This is a genomic window from Flavobacterium notoginsengisoli, from assembly GCF_042686225.1.
Taxonomy (GTDB): domain Bacteria; phylum Bacteroidota; class Bacteroidia; order Flavobacteriales; family Flavobacteriaceae; genus Flavobacterium; species Flavobacterium notoginsengisoli.
The window spans coordinates 31,175-54,408 of record NZ_JBHUOT010000002.1; the positions used below are offsets into that span (position 1 = coordinate 31,175).

The following is a 23,234-nucleotide window of genomic DNA, read 5'->3' on the forward strand; positions in this document are numbered from 1 at the left end:
TATTTTTTTAAAGATCAAAAGTAATTTGCCGGGTGTTTTATTTGACGTAATCTCATGCTACACAAGGTTTATTACATTTTAAAGTAAATGTGTTGTTTTTTTGTGGCGCAAAATTAAGTATTATTAATAATTTAATGGGTATTTTTAACTTCAATTTTTGTCAATTTTCTAACTAAAGAGTTGATTTGTTACCAATTGATTAGATTTCGCAATATGAAACTTCTAAAACAAATATTCAATTTTTATTTAAACAGCAGTATTCACGTGGCTTTATCGTGTTATGCTTTAGTCCGAATAACGTTTCATGTGTTTCATATTCAGTACGATGAGCCAATGGCACTATTTGTTTTCTTTGGAACAATTGTAGGATATAATTTCGTAAAATATGATGCACTTGTCCGCGTAAAGAAAAATCCAATCGGTACGCAATTAAAAATCATCGCTGTTTTGAGTTTCATTTCGCTCATTTTGGTTGGCTATTATTTTTTCCATTTAAAGAGGATCACCCAAATTGTCTCTGTCGTAATTTTTCTGATTACTGCACTTTATACTTTGCCGTTTTTTCCTAATAGAAGAAATGCCCGAAATTGGGCGGGCGTAAAAATTTATATTGTCGCACTTTGCTGGGTTGGCGCTACTTTGGTTTTACCTTTAATAAATGCCGAAATTCCGTTTACGACAGATTTCTTTATCAAATGCATTCAGCGGTTTGTATTGGTTTTCGTTTTGATATTAGTTTTTGAAATCATCGATTTAGCCAATGACGATCCGCATCTGCAAACCGTTCCGCAGACAATTGGCGTTAAGAAAACCAAACTTTTAGGATTTCTACTGTTGATTCCGTTTTGGTTTTTAGAAGTTTTTATTTCAACATTCAACTATCACGATGCGATTATAAATCTTATTATGGTCATCATGCTGATGTTATTTATCTTTTTTGCCAATCCAAATCGCTCTAAATATTACACCTCCTTTTGGGTCGAAAGTGTACCAATATTTTGGTGGCTGATGATCGTTTTTCTTTAAAAATATTCTGGGCGTGCCCCCGATTTGATAAGTGGGCAAAATGCTTTACGGTTATTCGCCCACTTATCAAATCGGGGCCGGGCTATCCGCGCTACTTCGGTAGCCAGCTCCTATCCCTCACGCAAAACGTAAAACGAGGAAAATTCATTTTCAAAAGAGAATTTTATTAATTATTAAATTTTGAATTGCCTCCAGCTTTAGCTGGAGTTAAAAGAAGTCTTCAATAAGGGCTTTAGCCAAATGACAAAGTTTGGCTAAAGCCAAGAAACAATCTATCATAATTTATCCTACAGCTAAAGCTGTAGGCAATTGAATTTGTTTTTTTATCTGCTCAATCTGTTAAATCTGCGTGAGAAAAAATTATTTCGCTTTCTGTTCAGCCAAAGCTTTATTCAAATCAGCTTTCGCTTCATTTAGTTTTTTCCTTTTCTTGTCGATTTTTTCTTTGCTTTCCTTCTCTTTAATCGCTTCGTTCAAATCGGCAGTTCTTTCGTTGACTTTTTGTTGTTTCTCTTTTACTTTTTTGTCAAGATCTTTGTTTACTGTTTTAGTGGTGCAGTTTTTCTTGGTCTGTGCAATAGCTTCTTCAACACCCTTTATCTGATTTTGATTTCCAGCTTTTTTTGCAGTTGCTAATTTTACATTCAATTCACAAAGCTTTCTTTCACATCCTTTTAGAGTGGCACAATTGCTTTGAGAAAATCCGATAAAAGAAAGGGGAAATAGAACTACAGTTAATATCGTTTTTAATTTCATAAGTCTGATTTTTTTTGATTTGTAATCAATTCTTTTTAAGAATGATACTTATAAAATTAAGCAATTTATCTTAAATGAGTTTTTCCGAAACGGTTTTCAAAACTTTATTTCTCTCCAAAAGAAAATTAGTAAGATGCTTTTCTAAAAATAAAATATCAAAAAGTTCACCGAATACGCCAAAAGGAGTTTCATATTGCAATTTGTCTTTCATAATGGTAAATCCATTTTCTTCCTCAAAAAAATGTTCATGTTTGAACGACTTGAATTTGCCTTTTTCCATTTCATCTACAAAATATTCATATAGATCCATTACTGTAATTCGGCTTTTATGCGTGATATAAAACCCGAAATGTTTACCGCGCCAGGTTACCGTTTCATTTAAATTTATTAAACCAGAGGTTACGCCCGCAATTGCCTTTTCTTTTGAAGGACTTGCCGATTGCTGATGAATGTCAATATTTCGAGATGCATCAAAAACGATTTGTTTTGGTGCGTTTATTTTTGTTGTGAGGTTTATTATTGTCATTTTCGATAGGTTTAATTTTGTGGAAGTTTTTGCGAAATATCCTTTAGCTACAATCTTGTCATCCTGACGGAGGAAGGATCATACTAGAAACTCCGCTATGTATATCGACAATTCTTTGTCGAGCTTCGTGTGTGATCCTTCCTCCGTCAGGATGACAAAAATGCGGGAAGTTTTATCGCAACAAATCTCGAAAAGTCTCATCAATATCCCCATACTTAAACTCAAACCCATTTTCCAAAAGTCGTTTCGGAACTACGTTTCGACTTTTCAAAACCAATTCTGTTTCTGTTCGAATAAAAAAAGAACCAATTTCCAGAAAGAATTTATTCATCGGAATTCCAAAAGGAAAACCAACAGCTTTTCGAAGTTTTTCCATAAAATCAATATTTCGAATTGGTTCCGGAGAAACAATATTGATAAAACCAGTCATTTCTTTTTGAATAATAAAATCAACCGCACTTGCAAAATCGTCCTCATGAATCCAGCTCACAAACTGATTGCCGCTTCCTTGTTTTCCTCCAAAACCAATTTTTGCCAAAGTCTTTAACGGAATAAAAGCGCCTCCATTTTTTCCTAAAACAATAGAAGTCCGCAAAGCAGTTTTCATTGTCATTGGCGTTTCAGTTTTAAAAAAAGCTTTTTCCCAGGAAAGAGCTACATTTATAGAAAAATCATTTCCAATTTCGCCATCAACTTCATCCATTTGTTTGTCTAATGAAAAACGATAAATAGTTGCTGTAGATGAATTCAGCCAATGTTTCGGCGGGTTTTTGCAATTCAAAATCGCTTTGTTTAGAATTTTGGTACTTTCAATTCGGGATAAAAGAATTTCTTTTTTGTTCTCTTTCGTATAACGGCAATCAACAGATTTTCCGGCGAGATTAATTAGAATTGTTGCGTTTTCCAATTCTTTTTCCCAGCCAGTAAAAGTTCTGGCATTCCAGTTTAGATATTTAATTCCGTCAATTGTCTGAGATTTTCCTCTCGTTAGAATTACAATTTCTTCAAATTTATTTTTGAAATGATGGACTAAAACTTGTCCTAAAAAACCAGTTCCAGCTGCGATTATGAGTTTTTTCATGGTTGAGTTTTTTTTCTGCCACAAATTCCACAAATTTTTTTGAAGTGTTTTACTTAATATCAATTCGTGGCAAACTGTATTTTACTATTTAACCTGAGTTCGGTTTAAGCGAAGTTTAAAAATAATTGACCGTCATTTACTTTTTTCAAGTTGAGTGACGGTTTTTTTGGAAAGAAGCAATAAGCGGTTAGCCCTCCCAAAATGTTCATCATAAAATTGTTCACGCTTCTATGTCTGGTGTGTTCTACCTGACAATGGTTCTTCAATTCATCATTTATTGTCTCAATGATGGCTCTTTTTCTCAGCAAAATCTTGTCTTCCATTTTCATAATATGATTTTTCATATTCTTTCTAAGTTTTGTGAAAAGTTGTATTCCATCTGCAAAAAGCATCTCCCAAAGTGCTTTGGAAAGGTATCCTTTGTCGGCAAAGAGTTTTCCAAAGAGTTGATCTGTCATATTTTTAATATGTTTCGGATTTCGGTCATCCACATTCCCTTTCGTTATATAAAAGGATAATAGCTCTCCTTTTTCATTGCAAATCAGATGAAGCTTGAACCCATAAAACCAACCCATTGAAGACTTTCCGCGCTCTGCTAAACCTTTGAAAACTTTGTGATTATGGATTCTTTGATTTCTGCAAACTTTCAAAGTTGTACTGTCCATAAAACTTATTCCTGTGCATTTTCCCAAACATTTTTCTTTCAGAAACAAGGCAAAAACCACAAAGCTTCTTTGCTGAAGTTCAATAAATCTATTGTAAGACAGGCTTTTAGGAAATAAGTCTTTCCAGTAGCCACAAACAATTTCTTTATAATAATGCTTAAACGTTTTGTGAGCGCCCAGATGAAAGCCAATCATAATGGTGATCATTTCAGAATCTGACATTAGTGAGGCTCTGTTTCTTCTTTTCTTGCTATCGCCGAGTGCTTCAAGTTTCATTTTCTTGATTTGAGCATTAAACTCTTTACAAAAATCATCAATTTGTACAAAAATATTCGTAATTTGGTCTTTCAAATCCATAGCAGTAATTCGTTTAAATATTTGAATGTTAGATACTTAAATATACGAATTATTGCTATTTTACACAAATCTTATTTCTATTCTTATCCCGAACTCAGGTTATTTAAAAAGTCTGCTTTTTTTCAATATCAGGAAGTGCTTCATCAATTCTTTTTGCTAATTCCGGAAGTTTAATCGTTGGAACTGCCGGGAATAAATGATGTTCCAAATGGTAAAACATGCTAAAAGTGATTTTGTTTTTCCATTTTCCACGCTGCGTTCTGGCAAATTCTGGAGATTCTTCGGTATCATGATGAACAGTCCAGACTGCAAAAAATGCCATTAGAAATTCGGCGAAGACCATAATTATTACATGATAAATCAGGAAATGAATTTGAAAATAAAAAATAAAGAATGTTACGATAGTTATGGAAATTAATTCTAAAATGACATTCTTAACATAATTTCTATTTCCTTTCTGCAAAGTTACTTTATGAATCAAAAACATGTGAATTGGTCCGTAAAGTATAGCGCCGTACCAAGTCATTCGAGCTGATTTTCCTTCGTAATCTTCTTCAGATAAACAATATTTATGATGTCTGATGTGATTAAACTTGACAGCATGAATTGAAACCATCAATAAAATACTATTTACATACAGAGTAAGCCACGTTAAAATATTATTTGTTCCTAATGAATTATGAAAACCATTGTGAACTTGTCTCAAACCCGCTAAAAAGAAAAATGCTGAAAAAGGCAGGGCAAGTAAATAATACCCAAAATAAGCCAACGCCATAGAAATTATAAACCACGGAATTGTCAAGTTGTTTTCAATGAGCATTTCTTTAAAAGTGAGATTTTTTAAATCTTTCCATTCTACTTTTTTGAGTATTTCCTGATGTGTCATTTTGTTTAGTTTAAAATTAAAAACAAAGCGAGAGTTCTATACAGAATCCAAGTGTAAGATAAGTAAAAAGGAAGTTTTAAAAGTTTTACCCTTCTAAAATGTTCCAGAAACATAATGAAAACCGTTACTCCAAACCAGCCTAAAACGATCATTTGCGGAAGCTGGAAAAAGTGACTTAAAATTAAAATCGGCATCAAAATCAAACTTCCCATCAAAGAAACGGTCATGATATTTCCTGCGTAATTGAGAATCGTTTGTTTGTCTAATTTTAAAAGAAATAAACTTTGAAAAACAATTTGTCCAAAAGCTAAAATGATTTCTCTGGTAATACTACTTTTTGGCAAAACCGGAATCAAATTAGAATAGCCAAAAAGAATAAAAGTCGTTATGGTCAAAGCAAATCCAATAAAAAGAAATCGGTATTTGTAATTGAAATCAGGTGTGCATTGCAGTTTGTTTTCTTCTTTTACATTTCCCGGAATAATTACTTTTCGGTTATAAGAAACAAAAGAGTACATTTTCTTCAGAATAAAATGAATTGGTTTTATAGTCGCAATTTTTTCAATTAAAGGAAAAGAAAAACCAATAACTTTTATTAAACTATCAATTCCGTATGTAACGGTTTTAGTTTTATTATTGACTAAAGCAATTTCGTTTGGAGCACGTTTTAAATCTACAAAACTTTGTTCTTCTTTAGATAATTGGCAATACGATTTTCTCCCGTTTTCATCAAGCATTCCACTTTTTACAAATCCAGTGGTGTATAAACTGCAAAGCGGACAATCTTCATCATAAAGTAAGGTTTGGTTTTCTAACGTTTTCATGATTTTTGGTTTTAAAGATGAATAGTTTTATGCGTATAATTCCTCTTCAACAGGAATCAGCTGAAGTTTTCTTTTATTCTTAACAGTAATTTTTGATCCTTCAGCCAGGAAAACAGAAATTGGTTTTTGAGTTTGAAGAAATCCAAAATCGCTTCCATAATTTTTTTCGAAATCAATAGCAATACGATGATTTAAGACTTCAAATTGTTTCCATCTTGGATGAGTAACTTCATATTCAAAAGTCGTTTCTTCATCGATTTTGGTATATCCGAAATAATGTTCTGTAATGAATTCAGCTTCAGAATCAATTTCGATTTTGCTTAAATCTTTTTTGGTTTCAATTTCAATTGTATTCCATTCTGCACCATTTTTCCATTGATAAATAAAAGTATTGCTGTCTTCATTTTCATGAATTTCATGTCTCATTTTCTGAGTTTCATAATGTTCCTGATACAAAGTATTCGCAATAAAAGTGATCGCTTTTTTTGGAACGATTTCTTTAATGAAAACTACACCGCGTTTCCATTCGTCATTTTCAAAACGTTTTACATAAAATCTCAAATTCACTTCTTCAAAATCGACATGAAACGGAACTTTTAATCCTAAAACCTTCGTGTTTTTAAACATAAACCCAACCAGACTGACATAACATTTGTTGTTCCAAATATCAATTTCGGTTCCTGCCGGAAGATATTTTTCTAATAGTTTAGCCTCAACTTCATAATTGAAAAGGGCTAAGTTTTTCCATTCTGCTTTTAAGAAGTTCATTGGTGTGCTTTTTTATAGATTAATATTGAAAGGTAAAATGCCAATATTGCTGGTGTTGCAGCTAAAAAGTAAAATTTGAAATCATAAGAAGAAAAAGGATTAATGAAAACAATAAGAAAGTATAAAACAACTCCACCGATATAGGATTGAAGAAATTTGTTTCGGGGTTCATCAATCAGCATACAGCCACCAATTGTGACTTGAAATAAACCAGTTAGTATACTGAACAATAAGGCAAATACAGTAAAATCTAATATTTCAAAGAAGGCTAATAGAAAAATTATTGAAGGAACTCCAACAAAAAAATAATTTAGGTAATTAATATTTTTCATAATTATTGATTGTTTTAAACTTTCAGAAAAAAATGAAAGTTTGAATTAAATTTTTTTAGGTTGAGGATTTATTTCATCATTTTCATAAACAATTTTCCAAGCCAGTTATCATTAAATTCAGTCATTTTGTCCAGCATATTATCTGCTTTTAAAACAAAATCATACAATTTGGAAGTTTGATCTACAAAGTGTTTTTCTTCTGCTGAATCTTTAGCTTCAATAGTCGAAACTTCTTTTAAGATTTTCAGCGTTGGTTTGATTTCTCTTTTGCTTCTTTCTCTGGAAATTTTAACTGCTAATTCGTCTAAGTCTTTTTCAGCCGTGAAAAATTCTTTTCTTTCTCCCGCTTTGTATTCTTTATAAACAATCCCCCAATCCATTAAACCTCTTAAGTTCATGCTCGCATTTCCGCGGGAAATCTGCAATTCTTCCATAATGTCTTCCATAGAAACCGGTTCGTTCGAAACCATTAATAAAGCGTGGATTTGTGCCATCGTTTTATTAATTCCCCACTGTGAGCCTAATGCTCCCCAGGTTTGTACAAACTTATTTTTTGCTTCTTTGAATTCCATGGATCAAATGTAAGTAAAAGTTTTTAAACTTTCAAAAATAATTGAAACTTATTTGAAAGCAGGTATTTTTACGTATTCATTTTTCTTATGTAGTCTCTTTTGCCAGCTGGTGTCATAAAAAGACTACTTTGTGTCATTTTTTTCCTTCTGCCTTCTTATCTGTTATAGTTTTGAATTGAAAATAAACAAAAAGCCGTTTCCTTAATATTTAGAAAAATGTCTAAAAAAAAGGAAAGAAATAAAAATTGGTGGAGCAGAAACCACTTGAAAAAACGAGGCGGTACCGAAAAGCCTTAAGAGTAGGAAAACCTAAATCGAAAAAATTATGTCAGATTTATTAGCCGGTGCTTATTTAGCAAAAGGCACAATTGGAAATGTTGGAACACCAGGTGCTCCAATTGCAACATTTAGTTTAGTTGTTGTACCATCGCAAAATTCTGTTACTGGTACAGTAGTAATTACTCAGGCTGTTAACGGTCCTGATAGTCACATTGTGGTACAAGTAAAAGGTAAAATTTATGCAACAGGATTAGGTGAGTACACTAAAGTAGTTAGTTTACAAGGACAATATGTTCAATCTTTCCCGCCGCCGGCAATTGGTTCTTTCTTAGCTGACTTCAATGCGCATTTAGCAATTGACAATGCTTGGAATGGTAAAGGAGGTTTCTCGTACTGGAGACACAATGTAGAAGATGTTCCTGTAAAAGCAGCAGCGAATTTACAACCAGAGTTAGCATAAATTAGGACCCCAGGTTTATCAACTTTAGAGTATTAAATTAGGATTTAATTCAGTTCTAATATTCAGTTACAATTTAATTTAAAGGGTCGTCTTCTAAAGGCGGCCCTTTTTTATTGCCCTATTCACAAAAAAAAACACATGGAAATGAAAAGAAAAACAATTATAACTACCACCGCTGTTCTTTCAGTAGCGGTTGTCTCACTATTTTTTCTAAATAAAGAAAAAATATTAGGAAAAGCACAAGATTCTTATGCTGATAATGCGGCTGCGGTTTGTGAATGCGAAGCAAGCTGGTTTCCACATGAGCAGACGCCGCCTCCAAAAGAAGGTGATGGAAGTCCTTTTGATACTAAAAGTACAACGAATTGTATTTTTCATCAATGGTCATGGCAGAAATTTTTATGGCTGACAAAACCATTAGCAAACGGAAATCCTTTGTTCTTAGATTCGTTAGATGTCGTTACTCCCGAAATGGAACATGTTAGTCCGCAATTAGGACTAAAACTAGTTTTAAGTTCAATTAATCAGGCTGGACCAGCAGGGGTTTTGGTTTCTAATCCAAAAGTAGTTCCTGGAAAAACGGCGGGCGATACAGTATTTTATTCTATTCACGTAAATAAAATATTGATGGATAAAGCGCTTATTGCAGCATCGGAAATTAACAGTGGAAAAATACCGTATTCTAATTTAGAAACATTTCCGGTTGGGTCGCTTGAATTAAAAGTATCCTGGATTAGCACAGCTGCAATTCCAAAAGAAAAACAAGGAGATTATTTTATTACTAAAGCAGCAGTCCAAAATAAAAGTGGACAATATGTAGCAAAGTCTGTAGCATTGCTGGGCATGCATGTTGTTGGAGTTGTAAAGAATCATCCTGAATTTATTTGGGCAACTTTTGAGCACAAAGATATGGCTCCGGTTTATGACTGGAAAAATAATTCAGTAACAGTAAAAGAAGAAAAGCTGTTTTACGAAAGCGGAGAAACATCCGGTTTATCTGGTATTACCTGGGACAGAACTAATAAAAAGCCACTTACACCCAATAAGGCCTTTGTTCTTTATGAATATGGAGTGCCAAAAGTTTTAGGTACAAATGCATACATGTCTACAAGTCAATCAGAGCCTGTCAATTTTAATAATATTGATTTTATTAATAAATGTGTAGCTTCAAAATTAAAAGATGTTTTCAAAAACTATTTTTATAATGGATCAATTTGGTTAGACACTGATGGATTATCTCCTGAAGATCAGGCTAAAACTATTGTAAAAAAGCAGATCTCAAGTGTACTTCTGGATTCATTGGCAAGAGGTTCTTCGAATTTAGCTAACATTACAATGGAAACCTACACGCAGACTTTTAAGGATAGTATTCATAAAATTAATGCAGGTAATCTGGTAAACTGTTTTACTTGTCATCAATCTCAAAACTTTGATAAGTCACGTGGGATTGGAAAATCTCCTTTGTATTTAAGTCACATATTTGAGTCTTATTTATATACTACAAAACCTAAAATTCTAACAACAGGTAAAAATGCAAAAAATGCAAATCTTAAAACAAAACTGATCGAAGAAACAGAAGCTCTTAAACTGAGACAGTTTGATGAATTTGTTCGTAATAACAAATAAATTAGATTTTGAGTATTAAAGGCGGATTATAATGTTCTAAAGTAGAAAGCCGAAGTATTTACTTCGGCTTTTTCAATTAGTTGAATGGCTATTTAACAAATAATAAAGTTATGTTAATTCAAACCTTGAAATTTTCGATTAAATAATGATACAGCTATTTTTGTAAAAATCACATTTTATGGAATTATACTACACCTTTTCAATACTTATTGTATTGGCTTCTTTCTTCGCCTATTTAAATTTAAGATTTTTAAAACTTCCGGGAACGATCGGAATTATGATTATTGCTATGCTGGTTTCAGTAGGTATTCGTCTTTTAGGAGATTCTTATTTTCCTGCAACGACCAAACATTTTTTTGATTTAATCAAACAATTTGATTTCAACGAAATATTGATGGGAGCGATGTTGAACTTTTTATTATTTGCCGGAGCTCTACACGTAAACATGTCCGATCTGAAAGAACAAAAAGTTCCGATTATGATTTATTCTACCGTAAGTGTAGTGTTGTCAGCTTTAATCATTTCAATGTTGCTTTATTATATTGCTCCTCTTTTAGGAATAAATATCCCTTATATATTTTGCTTGGTTTTTGGAACTTTAATTTCTCCAACCGATCCAATTGTGGTTTTGGGAGTTTTAAAAGAAGCTAAAGTTCCTAAAAGAATCGAAACCAAAATTGTTGGAGAATCATTGTTTAATGATGGAGTAGCAGTTGTAATGTTTGCCGTTGTTCTAAAAATGGCAACCGATCCAACATTTGATGTAAGTTTTGGTTCCATCGCCTGGCTTTTTGCAAAAGAAGGAATAGGCGGACTTCTGTTAGGAGCCGTTTTCGGATTTACAGCTTCAAAAGTCATGAAGAAAATTGACGATTATAAAGTTTCAGTTTTAATTACACTTTCTATTGTTACGGGAGGATTTTTAGTGGCTCAAAGTTTACACGTTTCCAGTCCGCTGGCGATGGTTGTGGCGGGATTGATTATTGGAAATTACGGTAAAAAAGTCGCGATGAGTGAAGTAACTAAAGATTATCTTGGAAAGTTTTGGGAACTGATCGATGAAATCTTAAATGCTGTTCTATTCTTATTTATTGGTTTTGAACTTTTATTACTTCCAGATTTGAATAAACAATTATTGACAGGTTTTGTAGCTATTTTTATTGTGCTTTTTTCAAGATTGACTTCAATAGTTTTACCGTGGAAATTCTTCGATATCTTTAAGTTCTTCGGAATCAAATCGGCTTACAACAAAGGTTCTTTGATGGTTTTAGTTTGGGGAGGAATTCGTGGCGGAGTTTCTATTGCTCTGGTTCTTTCAATGCCAGAAAGTGAATATAAAAACTTGCTTTTGGAAGTCACTTATATTGTGGTATTATTTTCAATTGTTGTTCAAGGACTGACGGTTGGGAAATTGGCTAAGAGAGTTTTGGAGAAAGAGTAAAGAGAATATAGAAAATAGAGTCAAGAGTAAAGATTTTATTTTTAAACTATTTGATAAAGACTTGCAAGAATATTTGCAGGTCTTTTTTTAAATCAAAAAATATTTTTTGAATGATTTTTCTTATTTTTATCTTTCAATTTAGTTTGTGACTAAAATTTAGTTGCAAATTGAAGATTTAATGATAAATTTGTATGAGTAAGATTGATAAACTTATTGAAAGGTTAAAATCAAAACCAAAAGATTTTTCTTGGGATGAAATGCTGAAAGTTCTGAATCATTTTGGTTATAATCAGATTTCACAAGGAAAAACAGGTGGTTCAAGAAGAAAATTTGCGAATGAAAATAAACAGATTATAAGTCTACATGAACCACATCCACAAAAAGTTTTGAAAGGATATCAACTTGATATTATTATTGAATATTTAGAATTGTAAGATGAAAAACTATTTAGAATATAACGGATATATTGGTACATTAGAATTTTCTGCAGATGATAAAATATTCTTTGGTAAAATTCAAGGTATAACCGATTTGGTAACTTTTGAAGGTTCTTCGGTTACAGAATTAGAAGCCTCTTTTAAAGAAGCGGTTGACGATTATTTAGAGACATGTAAATTATTGAATAAAGTCCCGGATAAAACCTATAAAGGCTCTTTTAACGTGAGAGTGTCTCAGGAATTGCATCAAAAAATAGCACTCTTAGCCACTAGAAAAGGATTGAATTTAAACGAAGTTGTAAAAGAAGCCTTGGCATATGTTGTCAAACATGAAGAGATTTTAAATTAAAAAAGCCCGAAACATTTCTGTTTTGGGCTTTTCCTTATCGTTTATCTTCTTTAGAATAATTAGATTCCCCATTTATATCTATTGTAGTTCCTAAAAAACGAGGTTTGCGATTTCTCAAAACGTCAAAAAAAGATTTGAAAATAGAGCCGTATTCTCTAAACGTTACATATTTATATCCAAGATATTCTCCTTGATTTGCAGAATAACCAGCAGATTTAATTCCGAGTTGTTGTCCGATGTAAATAGCGCGATTTAGATGATATTCCTGAGAAATTAAAGTTGCTTTTTTAATCTTGAAAATATGTTTAGCGCGATACATTGTTGAGTAAGTATCGAAACCGGCATAATCAATAAAAATCTTTGTTGTATCAACCCCATGATTATAACAGTAGTTTTTCATAACGGTTAACTCATCATATTCGTCACGACCGTTATCTCCAGAAAGTAAAATTTTATTGATTCGTTTTGCTTTCCAAAGCATAATTCCGGCATCCAAACGATCCTTTAAATATTTGCTTGGCTGATTTCCGTTAATTCCCGCACCAAAAATAATCCCAACATCATTTTTGGGAAACTTTTTAATTGAATAATGAATGTATTTCTTAGTCGAATTTTTTACGTAGTAGTTTACAGAGACAATTGCAATCAGTCCAATTATGGCAAGATAAAGTGCTATTTTAAAATATTTTTTCACGGCTTGTATTTGTAAGATTAAGATTTAAAAATACGAAGATAGTTAAAGTAAAACCAAATAAAAAACCGAAGCATTTCTACTTCGGTTATAATCTGAAATCTATCCCGATAGCTATCGGGACTAAAATCTAAAATTAAAGCAATCCCGCTCTCTTCAACAAAGCTTCAGGTTTTGGTTCCTGACCTCTAAAGCGTTTATATAAAGTCATTGGATGTTCTGTTCCTCCTTTAGAAAGTACATTATCTTTGAATTTTTTTGCAATCTCTTCATTAAAGATTCCATTTTCATGGAAATATTCAAAAGCATCAGCATCCAGAACTTCAGCCCATTTGTAACTGTAATATCCGGAAGAATATCCACCTTGAAAAATATGCGAAAAAGCAGTACTCATCGCATTTTCTTTTACATCTGGATACAATTGTGTATTGGCAAATTGTTCCGTTTCGAAAGCTTTTAAATTGGTGATAGTAGTTGGATCTTGTCCGTGCCAAGCCATGTCTAATAATCCAAAACTCAATTGACGCAATGTTGCCAAACCTTCCTGAAAACTTGCACTTTCTTTAATTTTCTGAACATATTCAATCGGAATAATTTCTCCCGTTTCGTAATGATTCGCAAACAAAGCCAAAGCTTCCGGCTCGTAACACCAATTTTCCATAATCTGACTTGGCAATTCTACGAAATCCCAATAAACCGAAGTTCCGGATAAACTTGGATAAACTGTGTCAGCCAACATTCCGTGTAAACCGTGTCCGAATTCGTGGAATAGAGTTGTGACTTCATTAAAAGTCAATAACGAAGGTTTTGTTTCAGTTGGTTTTGTAAAATTACAAACATTCGAAATATGCGGTCTCTCGTTTACGCCGTCTTTTACATATTGTGATTTGAATGAAGTCATCCAGGCACCGTTTCTTTTTCCTTTTCTTGGGAAGAAATCAGCGTAGAAAATCGAAACTAAATTTCCGTTTGCATCTTTTACTTCGTAAGTAGTAACTTCTTCGTGGTATTTATCGATATCAAAAACTTCCGTAAAAGTTAAACCGTATAGTTTTTTGGCAACGGTAAAAGCGCCGTCTAAAACTTTTTCTAACTGAAAATACGGTTTCAGCTTTTCATCGTCTAAATTAAAAAGTTGTTGTTTTAATTTTTCCGAATAATAAGCGCCGTCCCATTTCTCTAATTGCTCGATTCCGTCTAGCTCTTTTGCGAAAGCAGTTAATTCGGCAAACTCTTTTTGCGCCGCAGGTTTTGCTTTTGCCAATAAATCATTTAAGAAAGAAAATACTTTCTCCGGACTTTCGGCCATTCTTTCTTCCAGAACAAAATGTGCGTGTGTTTTGTAACCTAATAAATTGGCTCTTTCATGACGAAGTTTGGCAATTTTCAGAACATTTTCTTCATTGTTGAATTCATTACTTTGAAAACCTTTTGCTCCAAAAGCAATTGCCATTTTTTTACGCAATTCACGATTATCAGCATAAGTCAAAAACGGAACATAACTTGGATAATCTAAAGTAAAAATCCAGCCTTCTTTTTCCTGATTTTTGGCTAATAATCTTGCAGCTTCGATTGTGCCTTCTGGTAAACCTGATAAATCTTTCTCATCGGTTAAATGCAATTCGAAATTGTTGGTTTCTGCCAACACATTTTCGCCAAACTGTAAGCTCAATTTCGATAATTCTTTGTCGATTTCTCTTAATTGGTTTTTCTTATCTTCTGGAAGATTGGCTCCGTTTCTTGAAAAGCTTTTGTATTTTTTATCCAATAAAGTCGTTTGTTCCGGGTTGAGGTTCAAACTTTCTTTTTGATCGTAAACGGTTTTTACTTTCGCAAACAAATCGGCATTCAAACGAATGTCATTTCCGAATTCTGAAAGCCAAGGAGAAACTTCCTGTGCAATTTTCTGCATTTCGTCATTCGTTTCAGCCGAATTCAAATTGAAGAAAACACTTGAAAGACGGTCCAAAATATCGCCCGAATAATCCATTGCTACAATGGTGTTTTCAAAAGTCGGTGCTTCCGGATTATTTACAATCGCATCAATTTCTGCTTTCGCCAAAGCAATTCCTTCCTGAAAGGCCGGAACGTAGTCTTCGATTTTTATCTGCGAAAAAGGCGCTGTATTATGTTTGGTGTTGAAATATTGTGTTAATACGCTCATAAGTAGAGTTTTTTTTAAGTAGTCAGTGGTCAGATTTTTAGTGTTCAGTTTCCATAAAGACAACGACTGACCACTAAAAATCTGACCACTGACCACTAAATTTATTTATTAAGACCTTCAGCCGCTTTATTAACCGCCGCTTTCAATTCTTCTTTATAAGAAATAATAGTATCTAAAACTTTTTTATCGTGGCTTCCAATGATTTGCGCCGCTAAAATCCCAGCATTTTTTGCACCGTTTAAAGCGACAGTTGCAACTGGAACGCCACCTGGCATTTGCAGAATCGATAATACAGAATCCCAGCCATCAATTGAATTGCTTGATTTTACCGGAACTCCAATTACTGGAAGCGGAGACATTGAAGCCACCATTCCTGGTAAATGTGCCGCACCACCCGCACCGGCAATAATTACCGAAATTCCACGATTATGTGCATTTTTGCTGAAGTCGAATAATTTCTCCGGCGTTCTGTGTGCCGAAACAATATCTACTTCAACTTCTACATTAAATTGTTTTAATATGTCGATTGCATCCTGCATAACTGGCATGTCTGAGATGCTTCCCATTATAATAGCTACTTTGCTCATGAGTTTTTTGTTTGTTTTGTTTTGTTTTGTTTCAAGTTTCAAGTTTGTGAATCTGAAATCTTAAAGTTTTTTGTTTAAGACTGTTTTGTTGTTTTGTAAATTATAAATATAAGTACAAAACCTATTGCAATTAAGAATAATGTTAGAATTAAGAAAACAATAAAACTTTTAATTCTCTCACCGACGTATTCATTTTTATCAGTAAATTTTTCAAAGTGAGTCTTGATTAAATTTGGGCTTTCAGCCACCTTCGAGGCATTTTCTAGTAAATCAAAAAAATCCAGAAATCCCATTTTTATATTTTGATTTAAGTTAGTTAAAACTGAAGACTGCACCTGAACACTAAAAATTACTGACCACTGATCACTTTAATAGTATTCTTAACTTCCTGCGCAATTCTTCTCGCCTCCGCCATATCTTCATTTACGATTGTCACGTGACCCATTTTTCTGAAAGGACGCGTTTGTTTTTTACCGTAAATATGTGGTGTAACACCGTCCCATCCTAAAATGGTTTCGATGTTTTCATAGACTACATTTCCAGAATGACCTTCGGCACCGACTAAATTTACCATAATTCCGGCAACTTTACTGTCTGTGTTTCCTAACGGAAGATCTAAAATAGCACGTAAATGATTTTCGAATTGTGAAGTATAACTTGCTTCGATAGAATAATGACCAGAATTGTGTGGGCGAGGAGCAACTTCGTTAACCAAAATTTCGTCGTCCTGAGTCTGGAACATTTCAACTGCCAAAAGTCCAACGTGATTGAAGTTCTCTGAAACTTGTAAAGCAATCGCTCTGGCTTTTTCAGCAACTTTATCATCGATTCTTGCTGGACAAATTACATATTCAACTTGGTTGGCTTCTGGATGAAATTCCATTTCGACAACCGGATATGTTTTCATTTCTCCGGATGGATTTCTAACTACAATTACCGCTAATTCGTTTTTGAACGGAACCATAGTTTCTGCAATGCATTCTACATTTGGCAAGGTATCTAAATCGGATGCCTGACGAACTATTTTTACACCATTTCCGTCATAACCAAATTCGGTGCATTTCCACACAAATGGTAATTTTAGATCGTTGATTTTAGATTTCAGACTTTCTAAATTTTCAAATCTTTCGAAAGGTGCAGTTGGGATATTATTTTTAGCGTAAAATTCTTTTTGAACGCCTTTATTCTGAATTCCTTTTAAGGTTTTTGGAGAAGGATATATTTTTAAACCTTCGTTTTCCAATTGCGTTAAAGCTTCAAGATTTACCAATTCGATTTCGAAAGTCAAAACATCGACTTGTTTTCCGAAATTGTAAACGGTTTCATAATCCATTAAATCACCTTGAAAAAACTTGTTGCAGGCAATTTTACTTGGCGCTTCGTCGCTTGGATCTAGTACGTAAGTTTGTATGTCAAATTTTCTGGTGTCAAACAAAAGCATTTTACCTAATTGTCCGCCACCTAATATTCCTAATTTAAAATCAGAAGAAAAATAATTCATTTTGAGTTGTGTTTTTGCAAAGATACTTTTTAATCTTTTTTTAGCCAAAATTTAGTTTTTATAGCCACGAATTCACGAATTTTTAATTAATAGAAATCCAATCTTTGGCTGAAATATCCTGCTATAGATTTCACAGATTTCCACAGATTATTTTTTGAAGTAATTAAAAAATCATTTTAATCCTTTTAATCTGTGGAAAAAAAATAATTCGTGAATTCGTGGCTATCAAAAAAAAGCTATTTTATTTTCTTCAAAACTTCTTTGGCAACGGCTTTGTAGGCAGGGGAATGGTCTCCGAAATCTTTATCAATTATGACTTTGAGTTCGGGATGAATCCAGTCGTAATAATTTCCTAAAATATATAAAGTACGAATAGAATAAGCTTTTGTGGCAACTTTGGTATCGTTAATCAGCCAGTCGAAAGAGGCTTCGATACAGTCTTGTAGATTTTCTTCAGAAAGTTGAATTCCGTTTTCATTTTTCTTGTAATGCGATTTTACCAAAAGCTGAACCACCTTGGCAATCGGACGCATGGAACTTTCATCTTTTAAAACTTTCAGATTCGAACAGAAAAAGTCAAGATGAGGTTGAAGCCAATGCAATTCTTCGTACGAAACAAATTCTAAAATCCAGCAGGCTTTATGATTGTTTTTATTTTCGGGCGAAAAGCAAATCGAAACCAATTCACTAAAAAGTGAAGGGTTTTCTAAAACATCTTTTGCCGTTTTGAGACGATTTTCTCTATAAGCATTGACATAATCCAGTTTCTTCTGCAGTTCGGAAAGCATTGTTTTGTGGAGTTAAATACTGTGCTAAAATACATAATTTAATGAGATAATTCCGTAATAATTTACAGGTAATCCAGGATAGTAAAATCTCGGTTTTACGTTTCCTACAGCGGTTGCATTGGTTAGAATCATTGAGGCATATTTTTCATTTGTGACATTATTTATGCCTGCGTCGAAATGAGCTTTTAAACCAGATAGAATTTCAAATTGGTAACCGGTTTTTAAATTCAGAAGTGAATAAGAATCGGAATAATCGGCATTAGAATCATTCATTGGGATTTTATCTGTAAACTGAAAATCGGCAGTAAAATAAAAGCCAGTATTTGTATTTAAAGTAAAACCAGCGCTTGCGGTATTGGCTGGAACTCCGGTGAGTTTATTTCCAGAGAAATCATTTTCGTTATCAACAAATTCTTTAAATTCATAATTCCCGATTGATGTTCCGATGTAAGAGTTTAAATTAAAAATTCGATTCATTGGCCAATTATGGTTTAGGGAAATCTCAATTCCTTCATGAAAAGTTTTCCCGGCATTTACACCTTCATATTGATCGTCGCCGATTCTTTTGGCAACCAATAAATCTTTAATTTCCATTCGGTAAATAGCAATTTCGGTGTAGAGTTTTCTATTGAAAAAGTGCAGTTTTCCGCCCAATTCAAAATTATAACCTGTTTCGGGTTTAATGTCAGAATTGATGTTTCCTGTTGAAGTTAAAGTTTCTTCAGTTGCAGGAAGAGAAAATCCTCGACTTACAGAAAAGTAAAAGGTTCGAACTTCATTTGGTTTATAAAGAAAAGAAAGCTGTGGCGAAAAAATCCCATCATAACTATATCTTTCCTTTGGATTATTCGCGGAAGCGGGAAAATCATTCTGCAATTCAAATTTAGTTTTGTTATAATTTAAACCCGCCTGAATCTCAAAATGTTCCGAAAGCAAAGTTCTGATTTGTGAAAAAATATTGTAAAAATCTCTTTTTTGATCGGTTGCGGTAAGTTGATTGCCTTGCAAACTTCCGTTTCCGTTATTTTGCTGATATAAATTTTGGAAAGTATTTCCGCTGTAATTATCTCTGAAATATTCCAGTCCCGCAATAAATTGATTTTTAATTTTCCCAAGTTTAAAATCTCCTGAAAACTGAGTTCTCACGCCCGAAGCAAAAGTATATTGACGCAAAATATCAAAAGGACGCGGTTCGTTACTGTCTTTATAATTGATAAAAACGGAAGTCGAATTTTGGAGATGATCGTTTAATTTAAAATCATAAGCTAATCCTGCCAAAGTCGATTTGTATTCTTTAAAGCCTTTTGAAGCAACCCAAGTCGGCGCGCCTGCCTGCGGATTATTTTCGAAAGTGTTTTTGTTGATTGAACTCGGAATGTATGCTTTTAAATAAGTGTAATTGGAAAAGTACGTCAACTTGCTGTTTTTCTTTCGGAACAATTCACCGCCGAGCGTAATTCCTTCCCGATTGTAAGCGCTGTTTTCGCGCCAACCGTCCGTTTTTAAATTGTGGTAACTCAGATTTAGTGAAGCACTTTTTTCATTCAAGTTAAAACCGACTCTGTTTTTCAATAATCCAAAAGATCCAAAAACAGAACTTATTTCAGTTTGATAGTTTCCTTTATTAAATGTTTCAGGCGAAATCAAAATTGCACCGCCCAAACCCGCGCCGTAAATACTCGAAAGTGGCCCTTTTATGACTTCGACTTGATTAATGTTTTGAAGATCAATATCATCAATTACGGTTTCACTGTTTCCAGAAGTCAACGGAATATTTCCATAAAAAGCCCTGATTTTATTCGTTCCGTATGGCGTTCTGGCGCCGATTCCGCGAATTGAAATTCGGGTTGTCGTAATATTCGACGATTGCATAAAAACTCCAGGAATCGTGTTAATGACATTACTTATGTCTGTGGTATTATTTCGAAGTAATTCTTTTTCAGATAAAACACCAATCGAAGCAGGACTATTTTGTAAATCCCGATTAATGTGAATCGGACTTATTAAAACTTCGTTTAGTTTTTGGGTTTTGGTAGAATCAATATTTTCTTGTGCTGAAATGTTTTTAGAAACAAAAAAAATCAAAAGAAAAAGAAAACATTTTAGGAAAGACATAAATGAGCAGAGTTAAAAGTGCGGTTTTATTTTAACACATAGAAACATAGTATTGATTGAGGCAAAAAAGGCGTTTCACTTATTTAAATTCACATAGTAGCTATGTGTGAAAACGAGTTTTCTTAAAATCAACTTTTTAATGCAAAAAAATCTATGTCTCTATGTGTTTAAAAATTTTTGAGTTTCAAATTTATTTGTTTGCTGTCACTTTCCAAATCGTATTGCCGCTGTCATCATTTACCAAAAGCGATCCATCATTCATAACCGTTACAGCAACGGGACGTCCGTAAACTTCCGCTTTATCATTGTCAGAAATAAAACCAGTTAAAAAATCTTCTGGTTTTCCTGAAGGTTTTCCATCTTTAAAAGGAACAAATAAAACTTTATAACCTGAAATTACAGAGCGGTTCCAAGAACCATGCTGTCCTACAAAAGCTCCGTTTTTATATTTAGCAGGAAAAGAATCTTTAGTATAAAAAGCCAATCCTAAAGAAGCAGTGTGAGCACCAACCGGAACATCGGGAACAATGGCTTTTTCTATCAAATCTTTTCGTTCGCCTTTCCCTTTCCATCTTGGGTCAGGAATACTTCCAAAATACGAATAAGGCCATCCATAAAAACCGCCTCTTTTTACACTCGTGATATAATCCGGAACCAAATCATCGCCAAGTTCATCTCTTTCATTTACTGCCGTCCAAAGTTCTTTTTTGTTGGCCGGATTCCAGTCCATTCCCATTGGATTTCTAAGACCTTCAGCATAAATTTTTTCGCCGGTTCCATCAGGATTAATTTCTAAAATTGCGGCACGGCGAATTTCTTTATCCATCCCGTTTTCTCCGACATTGCTTCCGGAACCAACACCAATATAAATTTTTGTTCCCTCAGGATTAGCGAGCAAACTTCTTGTCCAGTGATTGTTGTATCCACCCGCGGGAAGTTCAACGATTTTAGTTCCTTTAGTTTCTAATTTTAAAGGAGCATTTTTATAAGGATATCGATAAAGTCCATCGGTATTGGCAATGTAAAAAAAGTCTTTAAGAATCAGCATTCCCAAAGGTCTGTTTAAACCAGAAATAAAAACTTCGCGAGTTTCATATTTTCCGTCTTTATCCTTGTCACGCAAAACTATAATTTGGTTTTTGCTTGTTCTGGTTCCGCTCTCCACAACAAAAATATCGTTGTTTGGCCCGGTATAACTCCAACGTGGATTTTCGAAACCGTCGGCAAATTTGGTTACCGTAAAACCTTCCGGTGCTTTTGGTGTTTTTCCTTCGGGCCAGCCTATAACTTTGCTGTTCTTTGTTTTTGATTCGGTTGCGTAGGGCGGAGGAAGTGTAATATCTCCGATAGCCGTTTTTACAACGTTTCCGGGCTGTTTGGCAAGTGCTTCTTTTTCTTCTTTTTTTACTTGTCCGTTGCACGAAGTCATTAAAGCTAATAACGGAATTGAAAACAGGATTAACGATTTTTTCATTGGTTTTTTGGAGTTAAATAATTATATCATAACAATTTACTGAAATTTAAAATAGCCTAAAAGACTGGTTTGTAAATATTAACTGATATTTAACATTCCCAAAAAAATAATCCGCATACAGTCCATTTTGATATAAGCTGTTAAGTTCTAATTCTGTATCTTTGTGCATTATTTTAAAAAGAAAAATAATGATACAACTTCACGATAAACAATTTGTTCCGTTTATTTCGGCTAAAGAAATTGATTTTGCTTTAACCAAAATAGTGGCTCAGGTAGAAGACGATTTTGGAGATGATACGCCAATTTTTATTGGAGTTTTGAATGGTGCCTTTATGGTCGTATCAGATTTTCTAAAAAAATATAAAAAACCATGCGAAGTCTCCTTTATCAAAATGGCATCGTATGAAGGAACTGAAACAACAAATTCGGTTAAAGAATTAATCGGAATCAATCAGGATTTGTCTGGAAGAACGGTAATTATTATCGAAGATATTATCGATACCGGAAATACAATCGAAGAATTGAAGCATTTGTTTAAAGAAAGAAATGTAAAGCATTTTAAAATTGCAACTTTGTTTTTTAAACCGGAGGCATATAAAAAAGACATAAAAATAGATTACATCGGAATTAGAATTCCGAACAAATTTATTGTGGGTTATGGTTTGGACTATGATGGATTAGGAAGAAACTTAACCGAAGTTTACAAATTAGCAGAATAACAAAACACAACTATATATTCATTTTAAAACTTCTGAAAGACAGAAGTAACAACACTCATTTCAATTATGATTAACATCGTTTTATTTGGAAAGCCTGGTGCAGGAAAAGGAACTCAGGCAGAATTTTTAAAAGAAAAATACAATTTAACACACCTTTCAACAGGAGATATTTTTCGTTTCAATTTAAAAAATGATACTGAACTAGGAAAAAAAGCAAGAGTTTTTATGGACAACGGAGAATTAGTTCCTTGCGAAGTAACAACTGCAATGTTAATTGATGAGGTAAAAAAACACCCTGATACAGCAGGATTTTTGTTTGACGGTTACCCAAGAACAATCAATCAGGCAGAAGCTTTAGACAAATTTTTGCCAACAATCGGTTCAAGCGTAACAGCAACAATCGCTTTAGAAGCTGATGACGAAATTTTAGTAGCACGTCTATTAGAAAGAGGAAAAACAAGCGGAAGAGCAGATGACCAGGACGAAGAAAAAATTCGTGTGAGATATCAGGAATACAATGAAAAAACAGCTCCGTTAATCGATTACTATAAAGCGCAGAATAAATTTCACGCTGTAAACGGTATCGGAGAAATAAAAGATATTACAGAGCGCTTAACGTCAGTTATAGATAATTTGTAGAAGCTTTTTCCAGCTGTACGTTACTAGTCCTCGCTAAAAAAACTATTTTTCCAAACCATAAAACGAGCTTCCTCCGGTCGCTGTTTTCTGGCAGGAAAAATTAGTTTTTTTAGCTCCGGGCTATTCACTTCCATCTGGGCTATAATAAATTGAGTACAAATTGCATTTAAC

At 33.5% G+C, this 23,234-nt stretch carries 24 protein-coding genes; 8 read left to right on the plus strand and 16 right to left on the minus strand.

Annotation, left to right across the window (positions count from 1 at the left end; translation table 11 throughout):
- Positions 1 to 213 precede the first annotated feature (213 nt).
- Positions 214 to 1,026, plus strand: a complete 813-nt coding sequence (locus tag ACFS3A_RS05340; protein WP_379824412.1) for a hypothetical protein — start codon at positions 214 to 216, stop codon at positions 1,024 to 1,026.
- A gap of 360 nt (positions 1,027 to 1,386) precedes the next feature.
- On the opposite strand, the gene ACFS3A_RS05345 is transcribed toward ACFS3A_RS05340, so the two are convergent.
- The 9 genes from ACFS3A_RS05345 to ACFS3A_RS05385 all read right to left on the minus strand — a co-directional run bounded on the left by ACFS3A_RS05345 (position 1,387) and on the right by ACFS3A_RS05385 (position 7,793).
- The gene (locus tag ACFS3A_RS05345; RefSeq protein WP_379824413.1) at positions 1,387 to 1,782 is read right to left on the minus strand and encodes a DUF1090 family protein; all 396 of its coding nucleotides are present in this window, start codon (positions 1,780 to 1,782) and stop codon (positions 1,387 to 1,389) included.
- Between the two features lie 70 nt (positions 1,783 to 1,852).
- Positions 1,853 to 2,308, minus strand: coding sequence for an SRPBCC family protein (locus tag ACFS3A_RS05350; protein ID WP_379824414.1), 456 nt, complete (start codon positions 2,306 to 2,308; stop codon positions 1,853 to 1,855).
- Positions 2,309 to 2,480: 172 nt separating this feature from the next.
- Complete coding sequence (locus ACFS3A_RS05355; RefSeq protein ID WP_379824416.1) at positions 2,481 to 3,389, minus strand: TIGR01777 family oxidoreductase; 909 nt, start codon at positions 3,387 to 3,389, stop codon at positions 2,481 to 2,483.
- Positions 3,390 to 3,493: 104 nt separating this feature from the next.
- Positions 3,494 to 4,411, minus strand: a complete 918-nt coding sequence (locus ACFS3A_RS05360; protein ID WP_063970545.1) for an IS982 family transposase — start codon at positions 4,409 to 4,411, stop codon at positions 3,494 to 3,496.
- 103 nt (positions 4,412 to 4,514) lie between these two features.
- Positions 4,515 to 5,297 (minus strand): fatty acid desaturase family protein, encoded by a 783-nt coding sequence (locus ACFS3A_RS05365; RefSeq protein WP_379824417.1) that lies wholly within the window; start codon positions 5,295 to 5,297, stop codon positions 4,515 to 4,517.
- Between the two features lie 5 nt (positions 5,298 to 5,302).
- Positions 5,303 to 6,121 (minus strand): hypothetical protein, encoded by an 819-nt coding sequence (locus ACFS3A_RS05370; RefSeq protein WP_379824419.1) that lies wholly within the window; start codon positions 6,119 to 6,121, stop codon positions 5,303 to 5,305.
- 27 nt (positions 6,122 to 6,148) lie between these two features.
- Positions 6,149 to 6,889: a YqjF family protein gene (locus tag ACFS3A_RS05375; RefSeq protein WP_379824421.1), complete on the minus strand. Its 741-nt coding sequence runs from the start codon at positions 6,887 to 6,889 to the stop codon at positions 6,149 to 6,151.
- On the minus strand, positions 6,886 to 7,221 hold the full coding sequence (locus ACFS3A_RS05380) for a hypothetical protein (RefSeq protein ID WP_379824422.1): 336 nt from the start codon (positions 7,219 to 7,221) through the stop codon (positions 6,886 to 6,888). The genes ACFS3A_RS05375 and ACFS3A_RS05380 overlap by 4 nt, the downstream gene beginning before the upstream one ends.
- A 68-nt stretch (positions 7,222 to 7,289) precedes the next feature.
- Entirely contained in the window at positions 7,290 to 7,793 is a 504-nt protein-coding gene (locus ACFS3A_RS05385) for a GbsR/MarR family transcriptional regulator (protein ID WP_379824423.1), read from the minus strand.
- Positions 7,794 to 8,118: 325 nt separating this feature from the next.
- Here ACFS3A_RS05385 and ACFS3A_RS05390 point away from each other — a divergent pair, with 325 nt between their 5' ends.
- The 5 genes from ACFS3A_RS05390 to ACFS3A_RS05410 all read left to right on the plus strand — a co-directional run bounded on the left by ACFS3A_RS05390 (position 8,119) and on the right by ACFS3A_RS05410 (position 12,385).
- Positions 8,119 to 8,532, plus strand: coding sequence for a DUF1842 domain-containing protein (locus ACFS3A_RS05390; protein WP_379824425.1), 414 nt, complete (start codon positions 8,119 to 8,121; stop codon positions 8,530 to 8,532).
- A 144-nt stretch (positions 8,533 to 8,676) separates the two neighbouring features.
- Complete coding sequence (locus tag ACFS3A_RS05395; protein ID WP_379824427.1) at positions 8,677 to 10,158, plus strand: hypothetical protein; 1,482 nt, start codon at positions 8,677 to 8,679, stop codon at positions 10,156 to 10,158.
- A 178-nt stretch (positions 10,159 to 10,336) separates the two neighbouring features.
- Positions 10,337 to 11,599, plus strand: coding sequence for a cation:proton antiporter (locus ACFS3A_RS05400; RefSeq protein WP_379824428.1), 1,263 nt, complete (start codon positions 10,337 to 10,339; stop codon positions 11,597 to 11,599).
- A gap of 191 nt (positions 11,600 to 11,790) precedes the next feature.
- Positions 11,791 to 12,033: a type II toxin-antitoxin system HicA family toxin gene (locus ACFS3A_RS05405; RefSeq protein WP_379824429.1), complete on the plus strand. Its 243-nt coding sequence runs from the start codon at positions 11,791 to 11,793 to the stop codon at positions 12,031 to 12,033.
- Position 12,034: 1 nt separating this feature from the next.
- Positions 12,035 to 12,385, plus strand: a complete 351-nt coding sequence (locus ACFS3A_RS05410) for a type II toxin-antitoxin system HicB family antitoxin (protein WP_379824430.1) — start codon at positions 12,035 to 12,037, stop codon at positions 12,383 to 12,385.
- Between the two features lie 34 nt (positions 12,386 to 12,419).
- Here the strand turns inward: ACFS3A_RS05410 and ACFS3A_RS05415 are convergent, their stop codons facing one another.
- The 7 genes from ACFS3A_RS05415 to ACFS3A_RS05445 all read right to left on the minus strand — a co-directional run bounded on the left by ACFS3A_RS05415 (position 12,420) and on the right by ACFS3A_RS05445 (position 21,705).
- The gene (locus ACFS3A_RS05415) at positions 12,420 to 13,079 is read right to left on the minus strand and encodes a SanA/YdcF family protein (RefSeq protein WP_379824431.1); all 660 of its coding nucleotides are present in this window, start codon (positions 13,077 to 13,079) and stop codon (positions 12,420 to 12,422) included.
- Between the two features lie 133 nt (positions 13,080 to 13,212).
- Positions 13,213 to 15,240: a M3 family metallopeptidase gene (locus ACFS3A_RS05420; protein WP_379824432.1), complete on the minus strand. Its 2,028-nt coding sequence runs from the start codon at positions 15,238 to 15,240 to the stop codon at positions 13,213 to 13,215.
- Between the two features lie 101 nt (positions 15,241 to 15,341).
- Complete coding sequence (purE, locus tag ACFS3A_RS05425; RefSeq protein WP_111424354.1) at positions 15,342 to 15,827, minus strand: 5-(carboxyamino)imidazole ribonucleotide mutase; 486 nt, start codon at positions 15,825 to 15,827, stop codon at positions 15,342 to 15,344.
- A gap of 349 nt (positions 15,828 to 16,176) precedes the next feature.
- Entirely contained in the window at positions 16,177 to 17,328 is a 1,152-nt protein-coding gene (locus tag ACFS3A_RS05430; protein ID WP_379824433.1) for a 5-(carboxyamino)imidazole ribonucleotide synthase, read from the minus strand.
- 236 nt (positions 17,329 to 17,564) lie between these two features.
- On the minus strand, positions 17,565 to 18,116 hold the full coding sequence (locus tag ACFS3A_RS05435) for a hypothetical protein (protein ID WP_379824435.1): 552 nt from the start codon (positions 18,114 to 18,116) through the stop codon (positions 17,565 to 17,567).
- Between the two features lie 24 nt (positions 18,117 to 18,140).
- Positions 18,141 to 20,231: a TonB-dependent receptor gene (locus ACFS3A_RS05440; RefSeq protein WP_379824436.1), complete on the minus strand. Its 2,091-nt coding sequence runs from the start codon at positions 20,229 to 20,231 to the stop codon at positions 18,141 to 18,143.
- A gap of 190 nt (positions 20,232 to 20,421) precedes the next feature.
- Entirely contained in the window at positions 20,422 to 21,705 is a 1,284-nt protein-coding gene (locus ACFS3A_RS05445; RefSeq protein WP_379824437.1) for a PQQ-dependent sugar dehydrogenase, read from the minus strand.
- Positions 21,706 to 21,893: 188 nt separating this feature from the next.
- Here ACFS3A_RS05445 and hpt point away from each other — a divergent pair, with 188 nt between their 5' ends.
- Both hpt and ACFS3A_RS05455 read left to right on the plus strand, forming a co-directional pair.
- Positions 21,894 to 22,424, plus strand: a complete 531-nt coding sequence (gene hpt / locus ACFS3A_RS05450) for a hypoxanthine phosphoribosyltransferase (RefSeq protein WP_109190677.1) — start codon at positions 21,894 to 21,896, stop codon at positions 22,422 to 22,424.
- 66 nt (positions 22,425 to 22,490) lie between these two features.
- Entirely contained in the window at positions 22,491 to 23,063 is a 573-nt protein-coding gene (locus ACFS3A_RS05455) for an adenylate kinase (protein ID WP_109190676.1), read from the plus strand.
- The last annotated feature ends 171 nt before the right edge of the window (positions 23,064 to 23,234 follow it).